Source organism: Myxococcales bacterium (genome assembly GCA_016712525.1).
Taxonomy (GTDB): domain Bacteria; phylum Myxococcota_A; class Polyangia; order Polyangiales; family Polyangiaceae; genus JAAFHV01.
Genome location: JADJQX010000007.1, coordinates 685,509 through 704,094 on the forward strand (window position 1 = coordinate 685,509; position 18,586 = coordinate 704,094).

17 protein-coding genes are annotated in these 18,586 nt (G+C 70.8%); 11 read left to right on the top strand and 6 right to left on the bottom strand.

Annotation, left to right across the window (positions count from 1 at the left end; all coding sequences use genetic code 11):
* Window positions 1-56: 56 nt before the first annotated feature.
* The 6 genes from IPK71_20055 (at window position 57) to IPK71_20080 (ending at window position 7,038) form a co-directional block, all read left to right on the top strand.
* Window positions 57-329 (top strand): hypothetical protein, encoded by a 273-nt coding sequence (locus IPK71_20055; protein MBK8216028.1) that lies wholly within the window; start codon window positions 57-59, stop codon window positions 327-329.
* Window positions 326-2,542 (top strand): 3-oxoacyl-ACP synthase, encoded by a 2,217-nt coding sequence (locus IPK71_20060; protein MBK8216029.1) that lies wholly within the window; start codon window positions 326-328, stop codon window positions 2,540-2,542. The genes IPK71_20055 and IPK71_20060 overlap by 4 nt, the downstream gene beginning before the upstream one ends.
* Window positions 2,539-3,297, top strand: a complete 759-nt coding sequence (locus tag IPK71_20065) for a hypothetical protein (protein MBK8216030.1) — start codon at window positions 2,539-2,541, stop codon at window positions 3,295-3,297. The genes IPK71_20060 and IPK71_20065 overlap by 4 nt, the downstream gene beginning before the upstream one ends.
* Window positions 3,294-5,219, top strand: a complete 1,926-nt coding sequence (locus IPK71_20070) for a 3-oxoacyl-ACP synthase (GenBank protein MBK8216031.1) — start codon at window positions 3,294-3,296, stop codon at window positions 5,217-5,219. Before IPK71_20065 ends, IPK71_20070 begins: the two co-directional genes overlap by 4 nt.
* A gap of 176 nt (window positions 5,220-5,395) precedes the next feature.
* Window positions 5,396-5,833, top strand: coding sequence for a hypothetical protein (locus IPK71_20075; GenBank protein MBK8216032.1), 438 nt, complete (start codon window positions 5,396-5,398; stop codon window positions 5,831-5,833).
* Complete coding sequence (locus IPK71_20080) at window positions 5,830-7,038, top strand: metallophosphoesterase (protein MBK8216033.1); 1,209 nt, start codon at window positions 5,830-5,832, stop codon at window positions 7,036-7,038. Before IPK71_20075 ends, IPK71_20080 begins: the two co-directional genes overlap by 4 nt.
* A 6-nt stretch (window positions 7,039-7,044) precedes the next feature.
* On the opposite strand, the gene IPK71_20085 is transcribed toward IPK71_20080, so the two are convergent.
* On the bottom strand, window positions 7,045-7,488 hold the full coding sequence (locus tag IPK71_20085; GenBank protein ID MBK8216034.1) for a hypothetical protein: 444 nt from the start codon (window positions 7,486-7,488) through the stop codon (window positions 7,045-7,047).
* A gap of 123 nt (window positions 7,489-7,611) precedes the next feature.
* Between IPK71_20085 and IPK71_20090 the strand changes: the two genes are divergently transcribed.
* Window positions 7,612-8,496, top strand: a complete 885-nt coding sequence (locus IPK71_20090; GenBank protein MBK8216035.1) for an NTP transferase domain-containing protein — start codon at window positions 7,612-7,614, stop codon at window positions 8,494-8,496.
* Between the two features lie 19 nt (window positions 8,497-8,515).
* Here IPK71_20090 and IPK71_20095 read toward each other — a convergent pair whose 3' ends face one another.
* Both IPK71_20095 and IPK71_20100 read right to left on the bottom strand, forming a co-directional pair.
* Entirely contained in the window at window positions 8,516-10,693 is a 2,178-nt protein-coding gene (locus IPK71_20095; GenBank protein ID MBK8216036.1) for a hypothetical protein, read from the bottom strand.
* Between the two features lie 341 nt (window positions 10,694-11,034).
* Window positions 11,035-12,075, bottom strand: coding sequence for a hypothetical protein (locus IPK71_20100; protein MBK8216037.1), 1,041 nt, complete (start codon window positions 12,073-12,075; stop codon window positions 11,035-11,037).
* A gap of 129 nt (window positions 12,076-12,204) precedes the next feature.
* On the opposite strand from IPK71_20100, the gene IPK71_20105 reads away from it, so the two are divergent.
* The 4 genes from IPK71_20105 (at window position 12,205) to IPK71_20120 (ending at window position 14,710) form a co-directional block, all read left to right on the top strand.
* Complete coding sequence (locus IPK71_20105) at window positions 12,205-12,978, top strand: SPOR domain-containing protein (GenBank protein MBK8216038.1); 774 nt, start codon at window positions 12,205-12,207, stop codon at window positions 12,976-12,978.
* 82 nt (window positions 12,979-13,060) lie between these two features.
* On the top strand, window positions 13,061-13,267 hold the full coding sequence (locus tag IPK71_20110; GenBank protein MBK8216039.1) for a hypothetical protein: 207 nt from the start codon (window positions 13,061-13,063) through the stop codon (window positions 13,265-13,267).
* A complete protein-coding gene (locus tag IPK71_20115; GenBank protein ID MBK8216040.1) occupies window positions 13,255-14,112 on the top strand; it encodes a class II glutamine amidotransferase in 858 nt (285 codons plus the stop codon). The genes IPK71_20110 and IPK71_20115 overlap by 13 nt, the downstream gene beginning before the upstream one ends.
* Window positions 14,113-14,146: 34 nt before the next feature.
* A complete protein-coding gene (locus IPK71_20120) occupies window positions 14,147-14,710 on the top strand; it encodes a hypothetical protein (GenBank protein MBK8216041.1) in 564 nt (187 codons plus the stop codon).
* A gap of 4 nt (window positions 14,711-14,714) precedes the next feature.
* Here the strand turns inward: IPK71_20120 and IPK71_20125 are convergent, their stop codons facing one another.
* From IPK71_20125 to IPK71_20135, 3 genes are all read right to left on the bottom strand, one after another.
* The gene (locus tag IPK71_20125) at window positions 14,715-16,172 is read right to left on the bottom strand and encodes a sigma 54-interacting transcriptional regulator (protein MBK8216042.1); all 1,458 of its coding nucleotides are present in this window, start codon (window positions 16,170-16,172) and stop codon (window positions 14,715-14,717) included.
* Window positions 16,173-16,367: 195 nt separating this feature from the next.
* Window positions 16,368-16,985, bottom strand: a complete 618-nt coding sequence (locus IPK71_20130; protein ID MBK8216043.1) for a dephospho-CoA kinase — start codon at window positions 16,983-16,985, stop codon at window positions 16,368-16,370.
* A 107-nt stretch (window positions 16,986-17,092) separates the two neighbouring features.
* Window positions 17,093-18,181, bottom strand: a complete 1,089-nt coding sequence (locus IPK71_20135) for a hypothetical protein (GenBank protein ID MBK8216044.1) — start codon at window positions 18,179-18,181, stop codon at window positions 17,093-17,095.
* Window positions 18,182-18,586: the final 405 nt, after the last annotated feature.

Genomic DNA, 18,586 nt, shown 5'->3' on the forward strand with positions numbered 1-18,586 from the left:
CGGCGAGAACGGGTTTCCCGAGGTTTCCAACGTTTGCTAGGGTTCGGAGCGAACCTATGGATCTCGCTCGGCTGAAGACGGAAATCAAAGAGCTCATCGTGCGTGAGCTGAACTTGGAAGGCCGCGATCCCGCGACCATCGAGGACGACGCGCCTCTCTTCGGGGAAGGGCTCGGGCTCGACTCACTCGACGCGCTCCAGCTGGCGATGAGCTTGGAAGAGGCGTTCGGCGTTCGAATCCCCGAGGGCGACGAGGCCCGGACCATCTTCCGCTCGGTCACCGGCATCGCGGAGCACATCGACCGCGCCCGCACGACCACGCCGTCGTGACCCCCGCGAGCGCGCCCTCCCATTTGGTCGTCACCGGCGTCGGGCTCGTGTCGGCGCTCGGGAACGACGTCGAGTCGACGTGGCGACGCATCGTCGGCGAGGAGCGTGGCATCCGCGCGCTCACCCTGTTCGACGCGTCGGGCTACAAATCGGCGATCGGCGCCGAGGTGAGCGGCCTCCGCGAGGTGGCGAGCGACACCTGGTCGCGCACCGCCGAGATGGGGCTCGTGGCGGCGCGTGAGGCCTGCGAGCGCGGGAAGATCGCCGAGGCGAGGGCGCGAGGGCTCCGCGTCGGGCTCGTGGTCGGCGCGACGACGGGCGGCATGTTCGAGACCGAGACCCTCCTCGGTGTGCTCGCCGACCCACGGGAGCGCGAGACGACCAAGGACGAGGCGTGGCGAAAGCTCCTCTCGAACCCGATAAGCTCGACGACGCACTGGATCGACGCCGAGCTCGGCCCGTTCTCCCGCACGCGCACCTTGTCGAGCGCGTGCTCGAGCGGGGCGAACGCCATCGTGGTGGCGGCGAGCTGGCTCTTGCTCGACGAGTGCGACATCGTGCTCGCCGGGGGCGCCGACGGTCTGTGCAGGCTCACGCAAGCGGGCTTCGGCGCGCTGTCCGCGTGCGACCCCGAGCCGTGCCGCCCCTTCGACGAGCGCCGTCGTGGGCTCAACCTGGGGGAAGGCGCGGGCTTCGTGGTGCTCGAGCGGGCCGAGACCGCCCGCGCGCGTGGCGTTGTCGTCGCCTGCGAGCTCGGGGGCTGGGGCATCGGCTCCGAGGCCCACCACATCACGAACCCCGACGCCTCCGGGAAGACCCCGGCCCGGCTCCTCACACGTGCCCTCGAGCGCGCCGGCCTCGGCCCGACCGAGCTCGACTACATCAACGCACATGGTACGGCGACGCCGCTCAACGACGCCATGGAGTCGGCGGGGATCGTGGCGGCGCTCGGTGCGGAGGCCTCGCGTGTGCCCGTGTCGAGCTCGAAGGGGCAGCTCGGGCACACCTTGGCTGCGGCCGGCGCCATCGAGGCCGTGCTCACGACCCTCGCCCTGCGCGACGGCGTGGTCCCGCCCACGGTGGGGCTCGAGCAGCCCGATCCGAAGTGCGCGGTGAGGCACGTGCCCCACACCGAGCGTCGTGAGCTGCGGGTCGCCGCGTCGAGCTCGTTCGGCTTCGGTGGCATGGACTCGGTGATCGTGCTGGCGAAGCCCGGGCTCGCGCGGGGGGCCATGGCCGAACGGCACGAGGTCGTGGTCGTCGGCGCGGCGGCGCTCACCCCGTGGGGCCTCGCGGCCGGACCCGACACGCACGAGGTCCTTGCGCATCCGCTCCCCGGCACGCCGAAGATCACGCTCGACGCATCGGCGTTCGATCCTGCGCGTGCCCGTCGCCTCGACAGGCTCTCCCGCCTCGGCGCGCTCGTGGTCGAGAGGGCGCTATCGGGCGCGACGCTCGCCGGCGGGGGCGGTGAGGTCCCGTACGGGGATCGGATAGGTCTCTTGCTTGGCAACGCGTGGGGCAACCTCGACGCGTCCGCGGCGTTCATGCGGCGCGTGTTCGAGAAGGGGCCGCGCCTCGCGAGCCCGGCCGACTTTCCGAACCTCGTGCCGTCGTCCCCGGTCGGGCACATCAGCATCTACCTCGGCCTGTCCGGTCCGTCGTTCGCGATCGTCGATTTCGCGGCGAGCGGCGAGGCTGCTTTCCTCCAAGGTGTCGAGATGGTCGCCTCGGGCGAGGTCCGCGCGATGTGTGTCGGGGGGGTCGAAGAAGAGAGCGACATCGTCGAGAACGTGTTGTCACGGGTCTTCGTAGGCCCTCGTGAAGCGCGGCCCGTTCGCGCCGAGGGAGCCGGCGCCACGGTGCTCGCGTCCGCCGAGCTCGCGCGCGAGAAGGGGCTCCCCGTGCTCGCGCGGGTCCTCTCCGCCCGGGCCTATCGAACCGGCTCGCCCGTGGACCTCGAGCCTCCCGAGCCGGGCGCGGGTCGCTCGCTCGTCATCGCGAGGGACGAGGCCACCGCGGCGCGCCTGCTCGCGGGCACCGCGTGGGCTTCGTGCGAGGTGCTCGCGGGGGAGGTCGCGACCGGGGCCCACGAGTCCGCCGGCGCGATCTTCCTCTCGGCGGCGGCGGGGCTCGTCGCGTCCAAGGTGCGCGAGCGCGTCGCGGTGGTCGCCGAGACTCAAGGGAACGCCTACGCCGTGGTGCTCGGGTGACGAACGTGGGGCGCACCGCGGTCGCCTTGGTCGCGGCGCTCGTGCTCTCGGGCTGCGCGGAGGCCGCGCCGTTCGCCAAGCTCCCCCGGGTGTCTCAGCGCGAGTGGGACAAGGGTCGCGCAGCGCTCGCGTCGGCGCGCGCCGAGCTCCCGAAGGAGCCCTACACCCTCATCGTCGCGGTCGACATGATCGAACCGTACACGGGGCGGACCTTCACGGCACGCGGGGGCCTCGCCGTGCTCCCTGGCCGCGCCGTGAGGCTGCAGCTCCTCGGTCCCGGGGGCAGCACCGCGCTCGACGCATGGCTCTCCCGCGAGCGCTTCCGGTTCGACGTACCGGCGGTCGACGTGCACAAACGAGGCACGATCGACGGCCCGGAGGCCGCGGGGCTTCCCGTCGGCTTCTTCCGCTTCTGGTTCTTGTCGCAGCTCGACGGGCGCCTGCTCTTCGCGAAGCCTACGCGCGAAGGGACGTACTTCGTCTTGCGCGACGGCGAGGCGACCATCGAGATGTTCCGCGCCGCTCACGGGGGCCACGTCGAGGCCGAGCGCGTCGAGAAGGGGAAGCTCGCGGTCGAGGAGCTCTCGGTCACCGCGCGCGGCGTTCGGCCCGGGGCGGGCGACGTGGCGCTCTACCGAGCGTCGTTCTCCGGGGCCGCTGCGCGACGCGTCCCTGGGCTCGTCGCGCGGGTGCGTGTCGAGTCGGTCGGGGACGAAGCTCCCGACCTCGCGGCGTTCGAGGAGCCCGTGCCGTGACGTGCATCGTCGCGTTCGGCGCGCTCTCCGCCCTCGGCGAAGGGCGTGAGGCCTTCCGCGTCGCCGGGCTCGGCGAGGCGCCGCGCGTCGCCGTCGGTCGAGACGCCGAGCTCGTCGCGGCCGACCTCACGCGCCCTTTCGCCGCGCGTGTCGCGCTCTCGGAAGGAGCTCCGTCATCGCCGTCGGAGCGCTCGATCCGCCTCGTCGTCGGGGCCGCGCGTGCGTGCGCAGAGGACCTCGACCGTGTGCTGCCCGGGTGGCGTTCGCGCCGGGTCGGTCTCTGCATCGGGACCTCGAGCGGGGGGCTCCGTAGCGCCGCGTCGTACTTCGACGATCTCGCCGCCGGTGTCGTCGACGCAGGGCGGGAAAAGCTGTGTGAATTCACGTACTTCAGGGGTATGTCGGCGATCGTCGCCGAGCTCGGCCTGCCCCCGTCGCGCGCGTCGCTCGTGCTCGGGGCCTGCGCGTCGAGCACGCTCGCCATCGGGCTCGGCTCGGCGTGGCTCGACGACGACCGCTGCGACCTCGTGCTTGCCGGCGGCTACGACGCCGTGGGGGTGTTCGTGGCGGCGGGGTTCGAGGCCATCAGGGCCACCTCCAAGGAAGGGATCATGCGGCCGTTCTGCGCGACGCGCGACGGCCTCGTGCTCGGGGAGGGGGCGGCGCTGGTCGCCCTCGTGAGGGAGCCTCGGCCCGGCGCGCTCGGCTACGTTCACGGGTTCGGGGCCTCCTCCGACGCCGTGCACCTCACGGCGCCCGACCGCACGGGGCAAGGCCTGTCGCGCGCCGCCCGCGCGGCCATCGACGCGGCGGGTGAAGGTCCGGCGGTGGGGCTCGTCAGCGCCCACGCGACCGCGACCGACTTCAACGACGCCGCCGAGTCGCGCGCGATCGCACAGGCCCTCGGGATCCCGCGGGCGAGCGACGTCGTCGTCCATGCCTTCAAGCCTCAGGTGGGGCACACGCTCGGCGCCGCCGGCGTGCTCGAGACGCTGGCGGCGCTCGACGCTCTCGAGCGCGGTTTGCTGCCGGCGACGGCGGGTGGAGGCGCTTCGTCGACCGATGCCGACCTCGCCCGTACCCTCGGCGAGAGCGTCGTCGGTGACGCCGGGCGCGCCCTGAAGCTCTCGGCGGCCTTCGGTGGCGCCAACGCGGCCCTCGTGCTGGGCCGCGATCCGAAGCGCCGTGCCCCGGGCTCGCTCGAGCGCCCGGTCTTCGTGTCGCGCGCGGTGCACGTCACGTCCGAGCCCACGCTGGACGTGCTCGAGGGGATGACGGGCGTCCACCGCGACAAGCTCTCGCGGACCGACCGCCTCTCGCGCTTCGCCCTCGGCGCGGTGGGCGCCCTTCGGGACGAGCAGGGGCCTCTCGACGGCGCGGGCATCGTGGTCGGCCACGGTCTCGCCACCCACGAGACCAACGCGCTCTTCTGGGCGAGCGCACGGCGGCGCGGGGCCCGCCTCGCCGAGCCTCGGAGGTTCCCGTTCACCTCGCCCAACGCGCCGTGCGGCGAATGCTCGATCGCCTACCGCCTCACCGGGCCTGGGTTCGCCGTCGGGCTCGGCGCGGCCGGGGGCCTCGAGGCGCTCTCGGCGGCCGCCGACCTCGTCCGCCATAGGCTCATCGACGCGGTGGTCGTGGTCGCGATCGACGACGTGGGCCCCGCCTCGGCGCGCCTCGTCGAAGGGTCGAGCGGCGCGGTCGCGCTCCTCGTCTCGGCCGAGGTCCGAGGCTCGGGCTACGCGCGCTGGGGCGAGGGGGAGGTGTCCGTGGGCCACGGCACGGGCGACATCGACGTGCCGCTGCGGCCCGCCCACGAGGCCCTCGTCCCGCTGACGGCCGAAATGGCCCCCGAGGTGCTCGAGGTGGGCCCATCTTGGGGCGTCTTTGCTAAAGTGCGGCTTCGGCCGATGGTCCCGTAGTTTTGCCGGTTCCCGGGAATGGGAACCCTTGCCCCGAGGTTTCGTCCTTCGCCATGCGCTCTTCCGCTCCCTTGCTCCCGACGTCCGTCGAACTCACCCCCGGTCGAGACGAGGCGCACGCCCGTCGCGGCGCGAGGCTTTCGGGGCCCGTGGTCGCCGCGCTCGCCGCGCTCGTGATGGGCTCGGTCGGCTGCTCGAAGAGCATGATCCCCAACACGGACGTCGAGGACTCCTCCGAGAACCGCAAGGTCGTGAGCTTCTGCGAAGAGTACCGGCACGGCGTCGAGGAGAAGAACGTCGGCCTCTTGCTCAAGCTCGCGAGCCCCCGGTACTTCGAGGACGGCGGCAACGCGAACGCCGAGGACGACATCGACTTCGCCGGTCTCAAGGACTACCTCACGGGCACGTTCATGAAGACGCAGACGATCCGGTACGAGGTGCGCTACCGCCGCATCTCGTTCGCCGAGAACGATCACGTGCTCGTCGACTACACGTATGCGGCGAGCTACCGCATCCCCGGCGTGAAACAAGAGGAGTGGCGGCACACGGTCGCCGAGAATCGCCTCGAGCTCGTCAAAGAGGGCGAGACGTTCCGCATCCTCTCGGGCATGTGAGCGTGCGCCCGTTCGTCCTCGCGCACGTCTCCGACCTGCACGTGTCGACGTTCGGAGACACCTTCCACGACCGCCTCCGGGTCGTCGCCCGCTCGAAGAACCTCGCGGACTCCGACCCTTCCCGCTGGGAGCCCGTGTGGCGCGGCGCCGGTTGGCAAGTGCTGCGTAGGGTCGGTAAAAAATCCAAAGATATCCAGCTCTTGGACCCGAGCGGGTACTCCCACCGCGTACCCTCTCGCAAGCAGGTCGACGACCCCGATCCCGTCGTGCGCGCGGCCTGGCTCGCGAGCCGGCTCGACGCGCGTCGTAGCGCCGTGCTCGCAGAGAGCCCTCCGTCGGCGGCGCGCCTCGCCCTGCTCGCGGAGGGGACGCCCAAGAACACCAACGTGAGGCTCCTCCAGGCCGCGAGCGCCATCGGGGAGGACGTCGACGCGGTCGCGATCACGGGAGATCTCACCGACGATGGCGCAGGGTACGAGGTGGTGCTCGCCGCGTTCGCTCGCTTTCGGGCGCAGGGCAGGCTCTACGCCGTGCCCGGCAATCACGACCTCTACATGTTTCCGTTTTCGGGGAGCGGTCGGCCTCGCCCTACACCCGAGTCGAAGCGGGCGGGGTGGCGCGCCTTCGCGTCGGCCCTCGGGCTCGGCCTCCACCCGAGCGGCGCGTACGTGCGGCACGTGCCCGAGGCCTCGTGCGTCCTCGTCGGGCTCGACTCGTGCGTGCGTCCCCAACGCCGTTTTTTCCGTCACAACGGCGCCATCGGAGCCGAGCAATCGGCCTTCGTGCGTGCGGTCTCCGAGACGCCGGAGTACCGCGCCGCGCGGCACAGGCTCGTGCTCCTTCACCACCACGTCGTCCCTCTCCCCCATGGCGTGGGCCGGCGCGCGCCGAGCGAGATCGGGATGCGCCTCGACGACGCCGAGTCGGCCGCGCGCCTCTTCGACGAGGTCGGGGTGACGGCCGTCCTTCATGGGCATCGCCACGTGAGCGAAGAGCGTAAGCCCGCCGGGGCGAGGTTTCGGATCTTCGCGGCGCCGTCGTTCACGCTCGGCTGCCGCTCCGGTGACGGCCCGTCGTACTGGCGGATCGAGCTCGGGGAGCGTGTGCACGGCGAGCGCGTCTACACCGGTGGCCTCGCCGTCGCGGGAGACTCGGTCGCAAGTCTCGATGCGAGCGACGAGCCGGGCGACGACGAGGCGACCTGAGGCGCGCTACTTCGCCGCGTCGGGCTGCGCGACCGGCGGGGCCGGCTCTTTGGCGTCCGTCGCGCTCGTGTCGGCGCCCGCGTCGGCGGGAGTGTCCGGGGGGACGATGAAGGCGCACGCCGGGGCGCGCTGGGGCTCACGCACGACGTCGCAGCTTCCGGCCGTGATGGCGTCGACACACGCCTTCTTCTCCGCGACCGTGGGATCCTTCGCCGATTGGATCCCGTGGAGGCAGGCGTCGAGGTAGAAGCGCCGGCACGCCTCGACCGCGTCGCCTGCGGGCCTCGGCTGCTCGAGAGAAATCCCACACTCGACCGTGCGGTTGCAGCGGGCGTTCTCGATCTCGCGGCACGCCTCGACTCCGACCGCGTCGGTCCCGCACGCCGGCGCGGAGGCCGCGAGGACCAGGAAGGACAGGAGGGCGAGGATCGATTTGCCGCGCATGGCCATGTGCCGTGCGTACTACGGGCGCCCCGAAAAGCCCAAAATAGCGGCAGGCGATGGCTCCCCGAGAGCGCGGAGCGTGGGCCGCGGGACTTTCCCGTCCACACGCCCTTTTGCTATCGGGGCCCCATGACCCCCGCCTTCGTGCTCGCGGCCGGCCTCGGGACGCGGCTCCGCCCGCTCACGTCGCACGTACCGAAGCCGCTCGTGCCGATCGGTGACGCTACGGCCCTCGACGCGGTGCTCGCGTGCCTCGTCGGGCACGGGCCTTTGGTCGTCAACGCACACCACCTCGCGAAGGCGGTCGTGAGCCATGGTCGCCTGCGTGGCGTGCACGTCCTCGAGGAGCCGCGCCTCCTCGGGACGGCGGGGGGGCTCGCGAACGCGGCGTCGGCGCTCGGAGCGGGAACCGTGCTCGTCTGGAACGCCGATATTCTCGCCGAGGTCGACAGCCAGGCCGTCGTCCGAGCGCACGAAGCTTCGGGAGGCGCGGCCACCTTGGTCGTCGCACCGCGCGCACGCGGCGAGGGCACGGTCGGCGTCGGGCACGACGGGCGGGTCGTTCGCTTGCGGGGGGAGACCTTCGGGGAGGAGGCCGAAGGTGGCGACTTCGTCGGGATCCACGTCGTAGGGGAGGAGCTCCGGGCGTCGTTGCCGACCGAAGGGTGCATGGTCGGCGACGTGTACCTGCCGGCTCTCCGCGCGGGCCGCAGGCTCGCGACCCACGCGCACACGTCGGGGTTCCTGGACGTGGGGTCCGTCGAGGCGTACCTCGCGGCCAACGCGGCGTGGCTCGCGCGGCGTGGCCTCACGGCCTTCGTTCACGAAGAGGCGCGCGTCGCTCCGGGCGTGCGTGTCGAACGTTCCATCGTCGGTCGTGGGGCGGACGTGCGTGCCGACGTGGTCGATGCCGTCGTGTGGCCCGAGACAGCGGTGACCCGCGAGGTGCGCGGCGCCGTCGCGGCCGGGCCCGGGACCGTCAGGGCGCCATCCCGCGACTGGTCGCCCTGGTGATCCTTTCTGTCTGTAAGATCTAGTTTTTGCTCATCTTTTCGAGCGTCTTCGTGAGCTCGCCCTCGAGCCGAACGCGCTCTTTCGCGAGGGTCTCGTGGGCGGTTCGTAGCTTTCCGACGGAGTCCTCCGCCGCCACCACACGCACCACGAAGGGGTGCGTCTTGTCCTTCTCGGTCGTGAGGGTCTTCAGGTTCTCGCGGAGCTTCGCGAGGTCGCCCTCGGCCTTCGTGAGGTCTTCCTTCGCGCGCTTCTCGGCGGCCTTGGCGGCCTCGACGGGCTTCGCTTTCCCTGCGGCTTCGGTCAGCACCTGCTTCTCGAACGCCGAGATGGCCGTTTCGCGCGCGAGCTTCTCGAGGTGGCTCGCGTCGAGGGACTCGAGCGCGTGCCGGCGCACGAGCCCCTCGCGTGTCGCGATGGCCCGCGACACGGCCTTCTTGGGCGGCATGTCGATGACCGCGAGGGGCACGTGGCGGGCCTCGTCGTACTCGACCCGGTCGGCGCCTTCGATGCGCCCGTTGTTCGACATACGCACTACGATGGCGATGTGGCGGGGTCGCCCGGCGTCGTTCTTGACGACGTAGTCGGAGGTGGTCGCGCGGAGGTAGTGCTCCTCGAGCGTCGACCCGTGGAACACGACCCGCTGGGTCGCGTCGCTCGTCTTCGTGTTCTTCATCGTCACCTCGACGTCGAGGTCGTCGGCGAACGTGACGAACTGCCCTTCGCCCGGCCTTAGCCTCGGGAGGGCCGTCTCTCCGGCGAAGCCCCCGTCGGCGAAGAACGCGACGACTCCGGGGGGCAACGTCTGCTTCGACTGGTTGAGAAAACGCACGCCCGCTCGTGCGCTCGTGCCGTCGACGTACGTGATGCGGGTCGGCGTGAGCGGCGTCGACACGAAAGGCACGAGCGCCGAGCTGCGAGGCCCGAGGTCGAGGCCACGTGGGAGGACGTACCGAAAGAGCGCACCCCCCTCGATGGCGTCGGCTTGAGCGATTTTCGCGAGGTTGCCCACGTCGAGGAGGGAGCTCGCGCCGGCGCCGCCGAAGGACCCGCTGCCCGAGCCGTAGCCTTGCCCCGAGCCCGTGCCCGCGCCGCGTCCGAAGGAGCTCACGCTGCCGAGACCGACACCTTCGCCGCGCCCGCCGCCCCCCTCGCCGACGCCGGAGAGCCCGAGGCCCCCCGCGCCGAACGAGTCTTCGGCGTGGTCGCCCCACATGCGGTCCGCGGAGTTGTCGAGCAGCTGGGGGACCGTCGACGCGACGTTGTCCGGCGTTCGGAGCTCGCGGCGCGCGTAACGAGGCGCCGCGATGGGGAACAGGAACGAGTCGGGTTGGCCGTTCACGAGCTCGACGCGGACGCCTTGCCAGTGTTCGTCGGTGTCGTTGTGGAGGAGCGCCCATCCCTGCAAAAACGCGCGGTCGTCGTCTCCGAGGACCACGCGGTACGTCGTTCTCCAGATCGGCGTCTCGGCCAGATAGCCGAGGGTGACGGGCTCCTTTGCGCTCCCGAGCACCTCGACGAGCCTCGGGTTGCGTGTGCCCTGGGTGGAGACGGCGTCGAGGGCCGTGCCGAGCCTCGCGAAGAACGCGGGGTCCGTCGGCCGTACGCCCGCGATGAGCTCCTCGGCGAAGCTCATGACCTCGCCGGAGTCGGCCAAGACGATCGCGACGAGCGGGCGCGCGTCGCTCTCCTTCTCGTCCTTCTTGTCGTCTTTGCCTGAGTGTTTTTCGTGGGGTGGGGCCGGTCCGTCGACCACGTCGACGAGCCGTCCTTTGGTCTCGGCGCCCGACTTCGTGCGAACGACGACGTGCGCCCCTCGCATCGTGTTGAGGAGGGAGCGAAAGCTGAGAGGCCCCTCTTCGTTGGCGGGCAGGCCGGCGAGCGCGCGGGCCATGCCCTTCGTCACGCTGCTCGGAAAAGCGACGCCCGTGACCTCGGCTTTGCCGCCCTTCGAGATCACCACGAGGGTCTTCAGGGCGTCGTCGAGGTGCCCGGGGGGCACGGGCAGCGAGGTGCGCCCGCCCGTCGTGCCCTCGCGTTCGAAGTACCCGACGCCCGCCTCGTAGAGACGGACGCTCTTCAAGGGGAGAATGGGCACGTCCCCCGAGGCGCTCTTGGCGGGGCTTGCGCCCGCGCATCCGGTTGCGGCACACGCGACGACGACGGCGAGGGGATAGGCGAGAAAGGGAGGTCGGTTCATGCGTGCTTTCGTTGGAGGGCGAGGCCCGAGACCACGGGCCCGCGCCGAAGTTCCCGCGACCTGCACGCGGGGCGAAAAGACGGCATTCTGCCCGTGATCGCGGGGACGTGTCGGCCTATGGCCGGAAAGACTCGAGCGTCAAGGGGCCGCCCCCCACGATCGCCACGTTGCCCGTGGGGAGCGGGACGAGCCGAACCTGGGAGCGCGGCTCTCGCAGCGGGACCGCGCGCGCGCCAGATCCTTCGACGAGGTAGAGCCTCGCGCGCCCTCCGGGAGCCGTGCCCGACACGAGGGCGGCCTTGTCGAGCGGCGTCGCGTCGGGCGACGAGAGCGGCTCGCCGTCACCGGACGGGATGGTCCGTGGGGCACAGCTCGCCGCGCACCCGAGGTCGACGACACGCAGCGAAGGCCCACCCACCACGGCGACGGACGAGCCGTCGAGCGGCGCTACCGCGAGCCCGACCGTGGCGTCGGGGGGGAAGGCGAGCGGGGCCCCACGGGACGAGCCGACCGCGACGACCTCTACCCCGGCGGCCGATGGGCTCCCGCCGACGACCACGAGGCCTCGCCCCCTCGACCCAGCTCGCCCCGGCGCCCGCCCTCGCGGAGGACAGCTCCACGAAGGAGAGCGCGCCGTCCTTTGCGACGCGCAGCACCTTGGCCGTCGGGTTCGACGTGCGCGTCGCGCCGACCACGTACGTGCCCTGTGCGCCGGCCCTCACGACACGTCCCCCCGCGACCTCGGCGAACGAGCCTCCGGGAGGAGCGTCGAGCTTCGTCTCGTCCCTCGTCGCGAGGTCGACGACGACGGCTTGCGCGGCGTCCGAGACGAGGAGGAGGCGGGTGTCGAACGCGGCGACGGTCTTCGGCTCCACCGGCAAGGTGCGATCGGCGATCGGCGCGAGGTTCGCCACGTCGTACGCGACGAGGCGCGCGCCGTCCGCGACCGCCACGTACCGCCCGGCGATCACGTCGACCCTATCGGACGAAGGGTAAGGTGTCGAAAAAGGTGAAGGAAATCGAGCGCTTTCGCCGGTTCGTTGAAGGAATATGCGCAGCGTGGCCCGCTCGAGATCCCCATACGCGGCGTAGAGCGACTCGCCTCGGACGCGCTCGGCCCCTTGGGCATCCAGCCCGCGCACGCGGAGGCTCGCCGTGTCGACCTTCGGGAGCTCGCCGAGGTCGACGACGTCGGCCGGGAGGCGTCGTCGCGCGATCTCCGTCGCGTTGCCGGAGGTGTCGATCGCCTCGACCACGAGGCTGTCGACACGGGGCTCGCGCCCGAGCACGTCCGTCTCGAGGCCCGTGTCGAGGGACACGAGGCCTTCGCTCGGGCTCGCGCAGGCGAGCAGCACGAGCAGCGTGAGCGGCAGCTTCTGCATGGGGCCCGCTTAGCAAAGTCGGGGCAGGGGCGCCGGAAACTTGGCCGCACGTGGCAGCCTTTTGTACCCGAAGGAGGGCGCGGGCGAGTCGTCGTCCGGCGACCCCAACGGAACCGAGGCGAGCACATCATGGAACAAGGCGTGAAGAACCTCGAGCAGATCCAAGAGACCGATGCCGACGGTCGCCCGGGCAAGGGCACGACGCTCGCGTTCGTCGCTCTCGGGGGCGCGTGCGTCCTCTTCGCCTCGCTGGCGATCTCGGGGCGGGGGACCCACGCCGACGCGAAGCGCACCGACCCGCTCGGCGAGCTCGTCGTGCAGAAGTCGAAGTCGGACAAGGCCCAAGGCGGCCCGAAGGCGACCGATCTCTCGACGAAGGACGTCACCTTCCCGGGGATCTTGAGCGACGACAGCGCCCCACCTACGGCGCTCGCCGCGGTCAAAGGCAACAAGGACAACGCCGGCGCGATCGCTTCCGCGCGGGTCCCCGACGGCCCGCCGCCCGCCGCCGACAGGCTCCCCGTCGTACCGCTCCCCGCCGCGAATTTGCTCGAGGCGACGCCCGTCGTGACACGTCCTCGCGACTCGCTCACGAAGGTCGCGAGCGACAACGCGCAGATTCGCTCGCTGCCCGAAGGTCCGTCCGCGCCCCAGGGCAAAGAGGGCGGCTACCAGCTCCAGGTGAGCTCGTTCCGAACGCGCGAAGAGGCCGAGGCCTTCGCGGCTCAGCTCCGCGCACGGAGCCACAAAGCGTACGTCACCGAGGCGCACGTGGCCGGTCGCGGCACGTGGTTCCGCGTGCGTATCGGGCCGTTCTCGTCCCAGCACGCCGCGGCGCAGTATCGCGCGGGCTTCGAAGGGCGCGAGCACGTCGTGCCGTTCATCGTTCCGCCGCAAAAATGACGCACGCGCGGCACCTCCGCGTGGCCCGTCCCGCGCGAAGGCTTCGCGTTTCCGTCGAGGATGTGTCATCACATACTCGAAGATGCGTTCGTTCTCGTTTCCCCCGTGGGGGGTGGCTCTGGCCGTCGCCGCGTCGGCGCCGTTCGTAGCGAAGCTCTTCGCCGAGTCCCTGAAGAGGAAGAAGCGCGAGTCGACCGAGCGGTTCTTGTCACGGGTCCGCGCGAGCCGTACCAAAGACAACACGACGCCCGAGGTCTCGGGCGTGAGGAGAACGTCATGGCACGACTGATCGCCCTCGTAGGCAACCGCACAGAGCTCTCCTCGCGCGTGCTCGCCTCCGAGCACGACGCCCTCGTGGTGAGGGTGCGCGCCGGGCAACCGCTCGGGTGGGGCCTCGGCTTCTACCAAGGGGACGAGGTGCTCATGCGGCGTCGTCCGGTCGACGATCGCGACGTCGTCGATCTGGCGGCGGCCGCGGGCGACGTACGGACCGATCTCCTGCTCGGCCACGTCCGCTCCGCCACGGTGGGCGCCCTCCGTACGGAGAACACCCACCCCTTCCGATACCGTCAGTATCTCTTCGCGCAGACGGGGACGCTGCCCGAGTTCGACGTGATCCGTGAGCGTCTGCTCTCGGGCATCCCCGATTTCCTGCGCGCCCAGATCCGCGGCGAGACCGACGCGGAGATCTTCTTCCACGTGTTCCTGTCGTTCCTCCACGATCGCGGCGCGCTCGACGGTCAGGCCTCCCCGCAGGTCGTCCGCGAGGCGCTCCGGGCCACCCTCTCCTTGGTCGACGTGACCGGCGCGGAGGTCGGCGCGCCACAAGCCAAGGTCAACGCCGTCGTCACGACGGGCGAGCGCGCGATCGTGCTGCACGCCGGCCAGCCGATGGCCTACCGCGTGCTCGCGGGAAAACACGACGGCGAGATGCTCGTCGGTGACGACGCGAACCTACGCCGAAAGGTCCCCGAGCTCGGGCAGATCCACTTCGTGCTGCTCGCGAGCGACTTCGACGAGGAGTGGTCCATGGCGGCCTCGAGCCCGATCGCCGAGCCGCGCTGGAAGATGGTCCCGGATCGTGCGACGCTGGTGCTCACCCGTGGAAGTCTCCCCGACATCGAGCCGTTCTGAACGCCTCGCGCGCGCCCTCGCGATCGTCTCCGCGGTGATCTCGGCGGGTTGCTCGCGCTCGTTCGACACGGTCACCTCGTTCCCGAAGGAGCCTCGCCGTCCCGACGGCGTCGCGCTCGAACAGCCGCTCACCGTGCCCGAGTCCGTCGAGCGCGGGCGTGCCTCGTCGTCGATCGTCACTCTGCGGGAGCGCTACGAGACCGCGGCGCTCGTGGGCCTCGTGCGGGCCTACTTCCGCGCGTTCGAGCGCGAGGACGCCGACGGCCTCGGTAGGCTGCTCGCGCAAGACGCGGTCCTTCTGCGCCGCCCGGGGGCCAACGTCGTCGAGTCGTTCCGGGCCCGCATGCGCACCTACGAGTACCAACGCATTGCCGGTCTCGAGGTCGCTCGCTTCGACAAAATCGAGCGCTACGGCTCGGACGACGTCGTCCCGTTCTCGAAGCCCGCCGAGATGCAGGAGGGCGACGTGCTCGTGCGGGTGCCCGTGCTCGTCTCGCGTGTCGGCGGCGACCCGCTCTTCGGCGAGGTGCTCGTGCTCCTCGTCCGCCGCGAAGAGGGCGAGCTGCGCATCGCGGGCGTCGCCGAAGACCCGGGGTGACGGCTCAAGACCTGTAGTCGTCGAGCGAAATACCGAACTTTTTCAACCACCTGTGGATCTGCATGCGCTCCTTGCCGAGCTCACGCCCCACGGCGGCCACGTTGCCCTTGTGCCGTGACAGAAGCGCGCGGAGCTCGGGCTCCGTCGGGCCTCGGCCGGGTGCCGAGGGCGAGGCCGACGACGGCATCGAGGGCACCCCGGGCATCGAGGGAACGACGACGTCGGGGGGGCGGCTCGACGGGTAGACGCTCGGCTGAGGCTCCCTAGGGGCGCGTCCCCCGTACCCGCGCATGATCTCGGCGATGGCGTCGGGGAGGTGCGCCGTGTCGAGCACCCCGTCGGGGGCGATCGCGAGGCCGCGCTTCACGCAGCTCTCGAGCTCACGAACGTTGAAGGGCCAGTCGTAGTGGAGGAGCGCCACCATGAACGAAAACGTGAACGACGCGCTCGTGTGGCCGTACCGGGCGAAGAAGCTGCGGACGAGCTGCAGCACGTCTTCCTTGCGCTCGCGGAGCGGCGGGAGCCTCACCGTGTGCTCGTTGAGGCGCGCGAGGAGGTCGCCTCGGAAGCGCCCCTCGCGAACGTGGCCGTAGAGGTCGCGGTGCGTGGCGCAGACGACCCGGATGTCGACGCGCTCCGGCATGGTGGCGCCGAGCGGAAAGACCTCGCGCGACTGGAGCACCCGGAGGAGCTTCGCCTGCGCGTCGATGGGCATGTCGCCGATCTCGTCGAGGAAGAGCGTGCCGCCGTCGGCGAGCTTGATGAGGCCGGGTTTGTCGCGGTCGGCTCCCGAGAACGCGCCGCGCCGGTAGCCGAAGAGCTCGCTCTCGAGGAGGTTCTGCGGGATAGCGGCGCAGTTGATGGCCTGGAAGGAGCCCCGCCGGCCCGAGAGCCTGTGGATCCCTCGCGCGACGACCTCCTTGCCGGTCCCGGTCTCTCCGAGCACGACGCACGACAGCTCGGTGGGGGCGATGCGCTCGATGTCGGCCGCGATGGCGTCCATTTTGGCGCCGCCGACGAGCTCGTCGAAGCCGCGCGATCGCCGCTGCCCGGCCACCACGCCATCGATACGGTAGGCCGCGGCGATGTCGGCGCCCTCTTCGACGAACTTGAAGATCGCGTCCCCGACGCGCACCTCGGAGAGCGGCTCGAGGGTCACCTCGTGCACGTGTCTTCCGTCGACGATGGTGCCGTTTCGGCTCCCGAGGTCGGTCAAGACGAACACGTCGCCGCCCGGGCTCGTGTGGCGTTGGATGCGCGCGTGGAGGCGGCTCACCGCCTGCTCGGGGATGCAGATGGCGTGGATCGGGTCGCGGCCGATGGTGATGTCGCTCGGCCCGAACGGGTACGCGGGGTGGAGCTGCTCGAAGTTCGGCGCGTAGAGGAGCACGAGCCCGGGCCGCGGCGCCGCGCGGGTGTCCCGCGGCGCGGAGAGGCCCTCCTCGTCGTACGGCGAGGACACGCCCGTGTGCTGTTTCGTCACCACCACCACGCCTCCAGACTAGAGCACCACGCCGTTCGATGACCGACGATTTTCGCCGAGCTGCGAGCCGCGCGAGGTTGCGGCGAGCCCGAACGAACGGCGCATGGTGGCGTCACAAATATCCGAATGTATTGTGGAATATGGCCCATGCCGGCAACGGCTCGGCCGTCGCCGTCAGGCAGGGCGAGAGAGCGCGAGGCTCGCCCGGATGGCGTCGAGGACGGCGTCGGCCGCGTTCGTGAGCTCGTCGCGGTCCGCGTCGTTCGTGATGACGTGGTCGGCGACGGCGGTCTTCTCGTGGAGAGGTTTTTGGGCCGCGATCCGAGCCCTCGCTTCGGCCTCGCCGAGCCCGTCGCGCTCGCGCATGCGGGCGACCTGGACCTCTTCGGGGGCCGCGACGACGACGAGCGGCCGGAACGCGTCGGCGAGCCCGTTCTCCACGAGGAGCGCGGCCTCGTAACAGGCGAGCTCCGCCCCCTCCGCGGCGAGCCTCGCCAGCGCGTCTCGGCTCGCTCGAGCGATGAGCGGGTGCACGATGCCGTTGAGCTCGGCCCGCCGTTCGGGAGAGGCGAACACGAGGGCGCCGAGCTTCGTTCGATCGAGGGAGCCGTCGGGCAGGAGGACTCCATCTCCGAAGGCGGCGACGATGGCGGCGAGCCCCTCCGTTCCCTTGGCGACGACGTCGCGGGCGAGGGCGTCGGCGTCCACGACGGGCACACCTCGCTCGCGAAACCGCTTCCCGACCGTGCTCTTCCCCGAGGCGATGCCTCCCGTGAGGCCGAAGACGTGCATGGCCGGAGAGTGGCCGAGGATCGGCCTTGGCCGCAAGCGTTCGAAAAGGCGAAGGCCCCGCGTCGCCGCGAGGCCCTCTCCCGAGATGCGTGACCTCCGTCGGAGCTTCAGCCGCCCGCGCCCGCGTCGGCCGGCGTCGTGCAGGGGTCGGGGCTCGGGGCGGCCGCCGGGGCGACCTTGGTGGGCGTCTTCACCTGCGTGGCGGTGAAGCCGACGCCGATCGAGATGCCGGTGCACTCGCCACCCGAGGTGTTCGTCCCGTCCGAGTTGATGTCCGATGCCTGACGGATCTGGCTCGCGATGTTCTCGAACGTGCCGCCCTCACAGAGGGTCGTCGACACACGTCCGGCGACCTTCTTGAGCTCGCTGATGAGCTGCTCGGTGCCGAGAACGCCCGAGATCGTGCCCTCGGTCGCCTGCACACCCGAGGCCGGTTTCTTGAACGAAATCGTGGCCTTCTGGATGGTGAGGTCGAGCGCCGCGCCGCCGATCGAGAGGCTCAGCGTGACCGTCGCGTTCGACCCGCTCACGAAGAGGCCCTTGTTCACGTACGAGTCGGCGAACTTCACCTTCGAGCCGCCCGCGATCGACTGACCGTCGGCGAGGAGCGCCGGCGACACCGACCACTCGTCGTTGCCGTCCCACTTGGGCGGCGTCGGCATCGGCGCGCCCGCGAAGAGCTGGCCCGAGAGGCCCGAGTTGGTCTGATCGGCGGCGGGGTCGAAGCCCTTGACCTCGATGATGACGCTGAAAGCGCCCGTGTTGAGGTTGTCGTTGATCTGCTTCGCGGCGTCCGGAGCGGCCGTCGTGATGATCGGGAGGATGTTGGCGCCGAACGAGTTGTCGATGCCCTCGTCGCCGTCGGTCTTGACCTTGTTGGGGGCGCCCGACTTGAGCTTGCAGTGATCGGTCGACTTGTCGGTCGAGACGAGGTTGTCGATGTCGTAGCCGTACTTCTTCCACGCGGTCGTGCTCGGAGCTCCGGCGCGATCGGTGTCGCCGAGCTGGAGCGTGCGGAGCGCGTAGAACTTCGACTCGGTCGAGCTGGTCGCCGAGCCCTCTTTGGCCGGCGGCTTCTTGAGCGAGCTCGCGCCGCCGTCGGCTTCGGTCGTGTCGCTGCTGCAGCCCGGAGCGCCGAGCAAAAGTGCCGTGGTGAGCCCAAGGCCGCAAAGGGCCAATCCAGTGTAAAGCTTCATGATCTAACAGCCTCCTCGAGAACGACGTTACGGGCGGGACGTGCGGCCACGGGGGTCGGCCTCACGGGAGCTTCGGTCGGCTTGCGCCGCCGCGTGATCCGAGCACCACCATGCTCGGACGTTCTGCGGCGCCGCATGCGAGGCTAGGGACGTGGCCCGAGCCTCCGCATCGCCTCATGACATTAGCCTTCTGACATTTCGGTTATCAAGCATTCGATCGGCGTTTCACCCCGGGTGCGCAGCTTCCCGCTCGCATGAGAGTAGCGGAATCGTGGCGCTGCGCTCTGACGCGAGGCGTTAGTCGGGACTGACTGTTCGCGCCAAGGCTGGGCCTTGAGACACGGCCGCACGCGGCGACGTGGGGTCTACGTCATGCGACCGTGACACGCCGGGTCGAACGGTGTC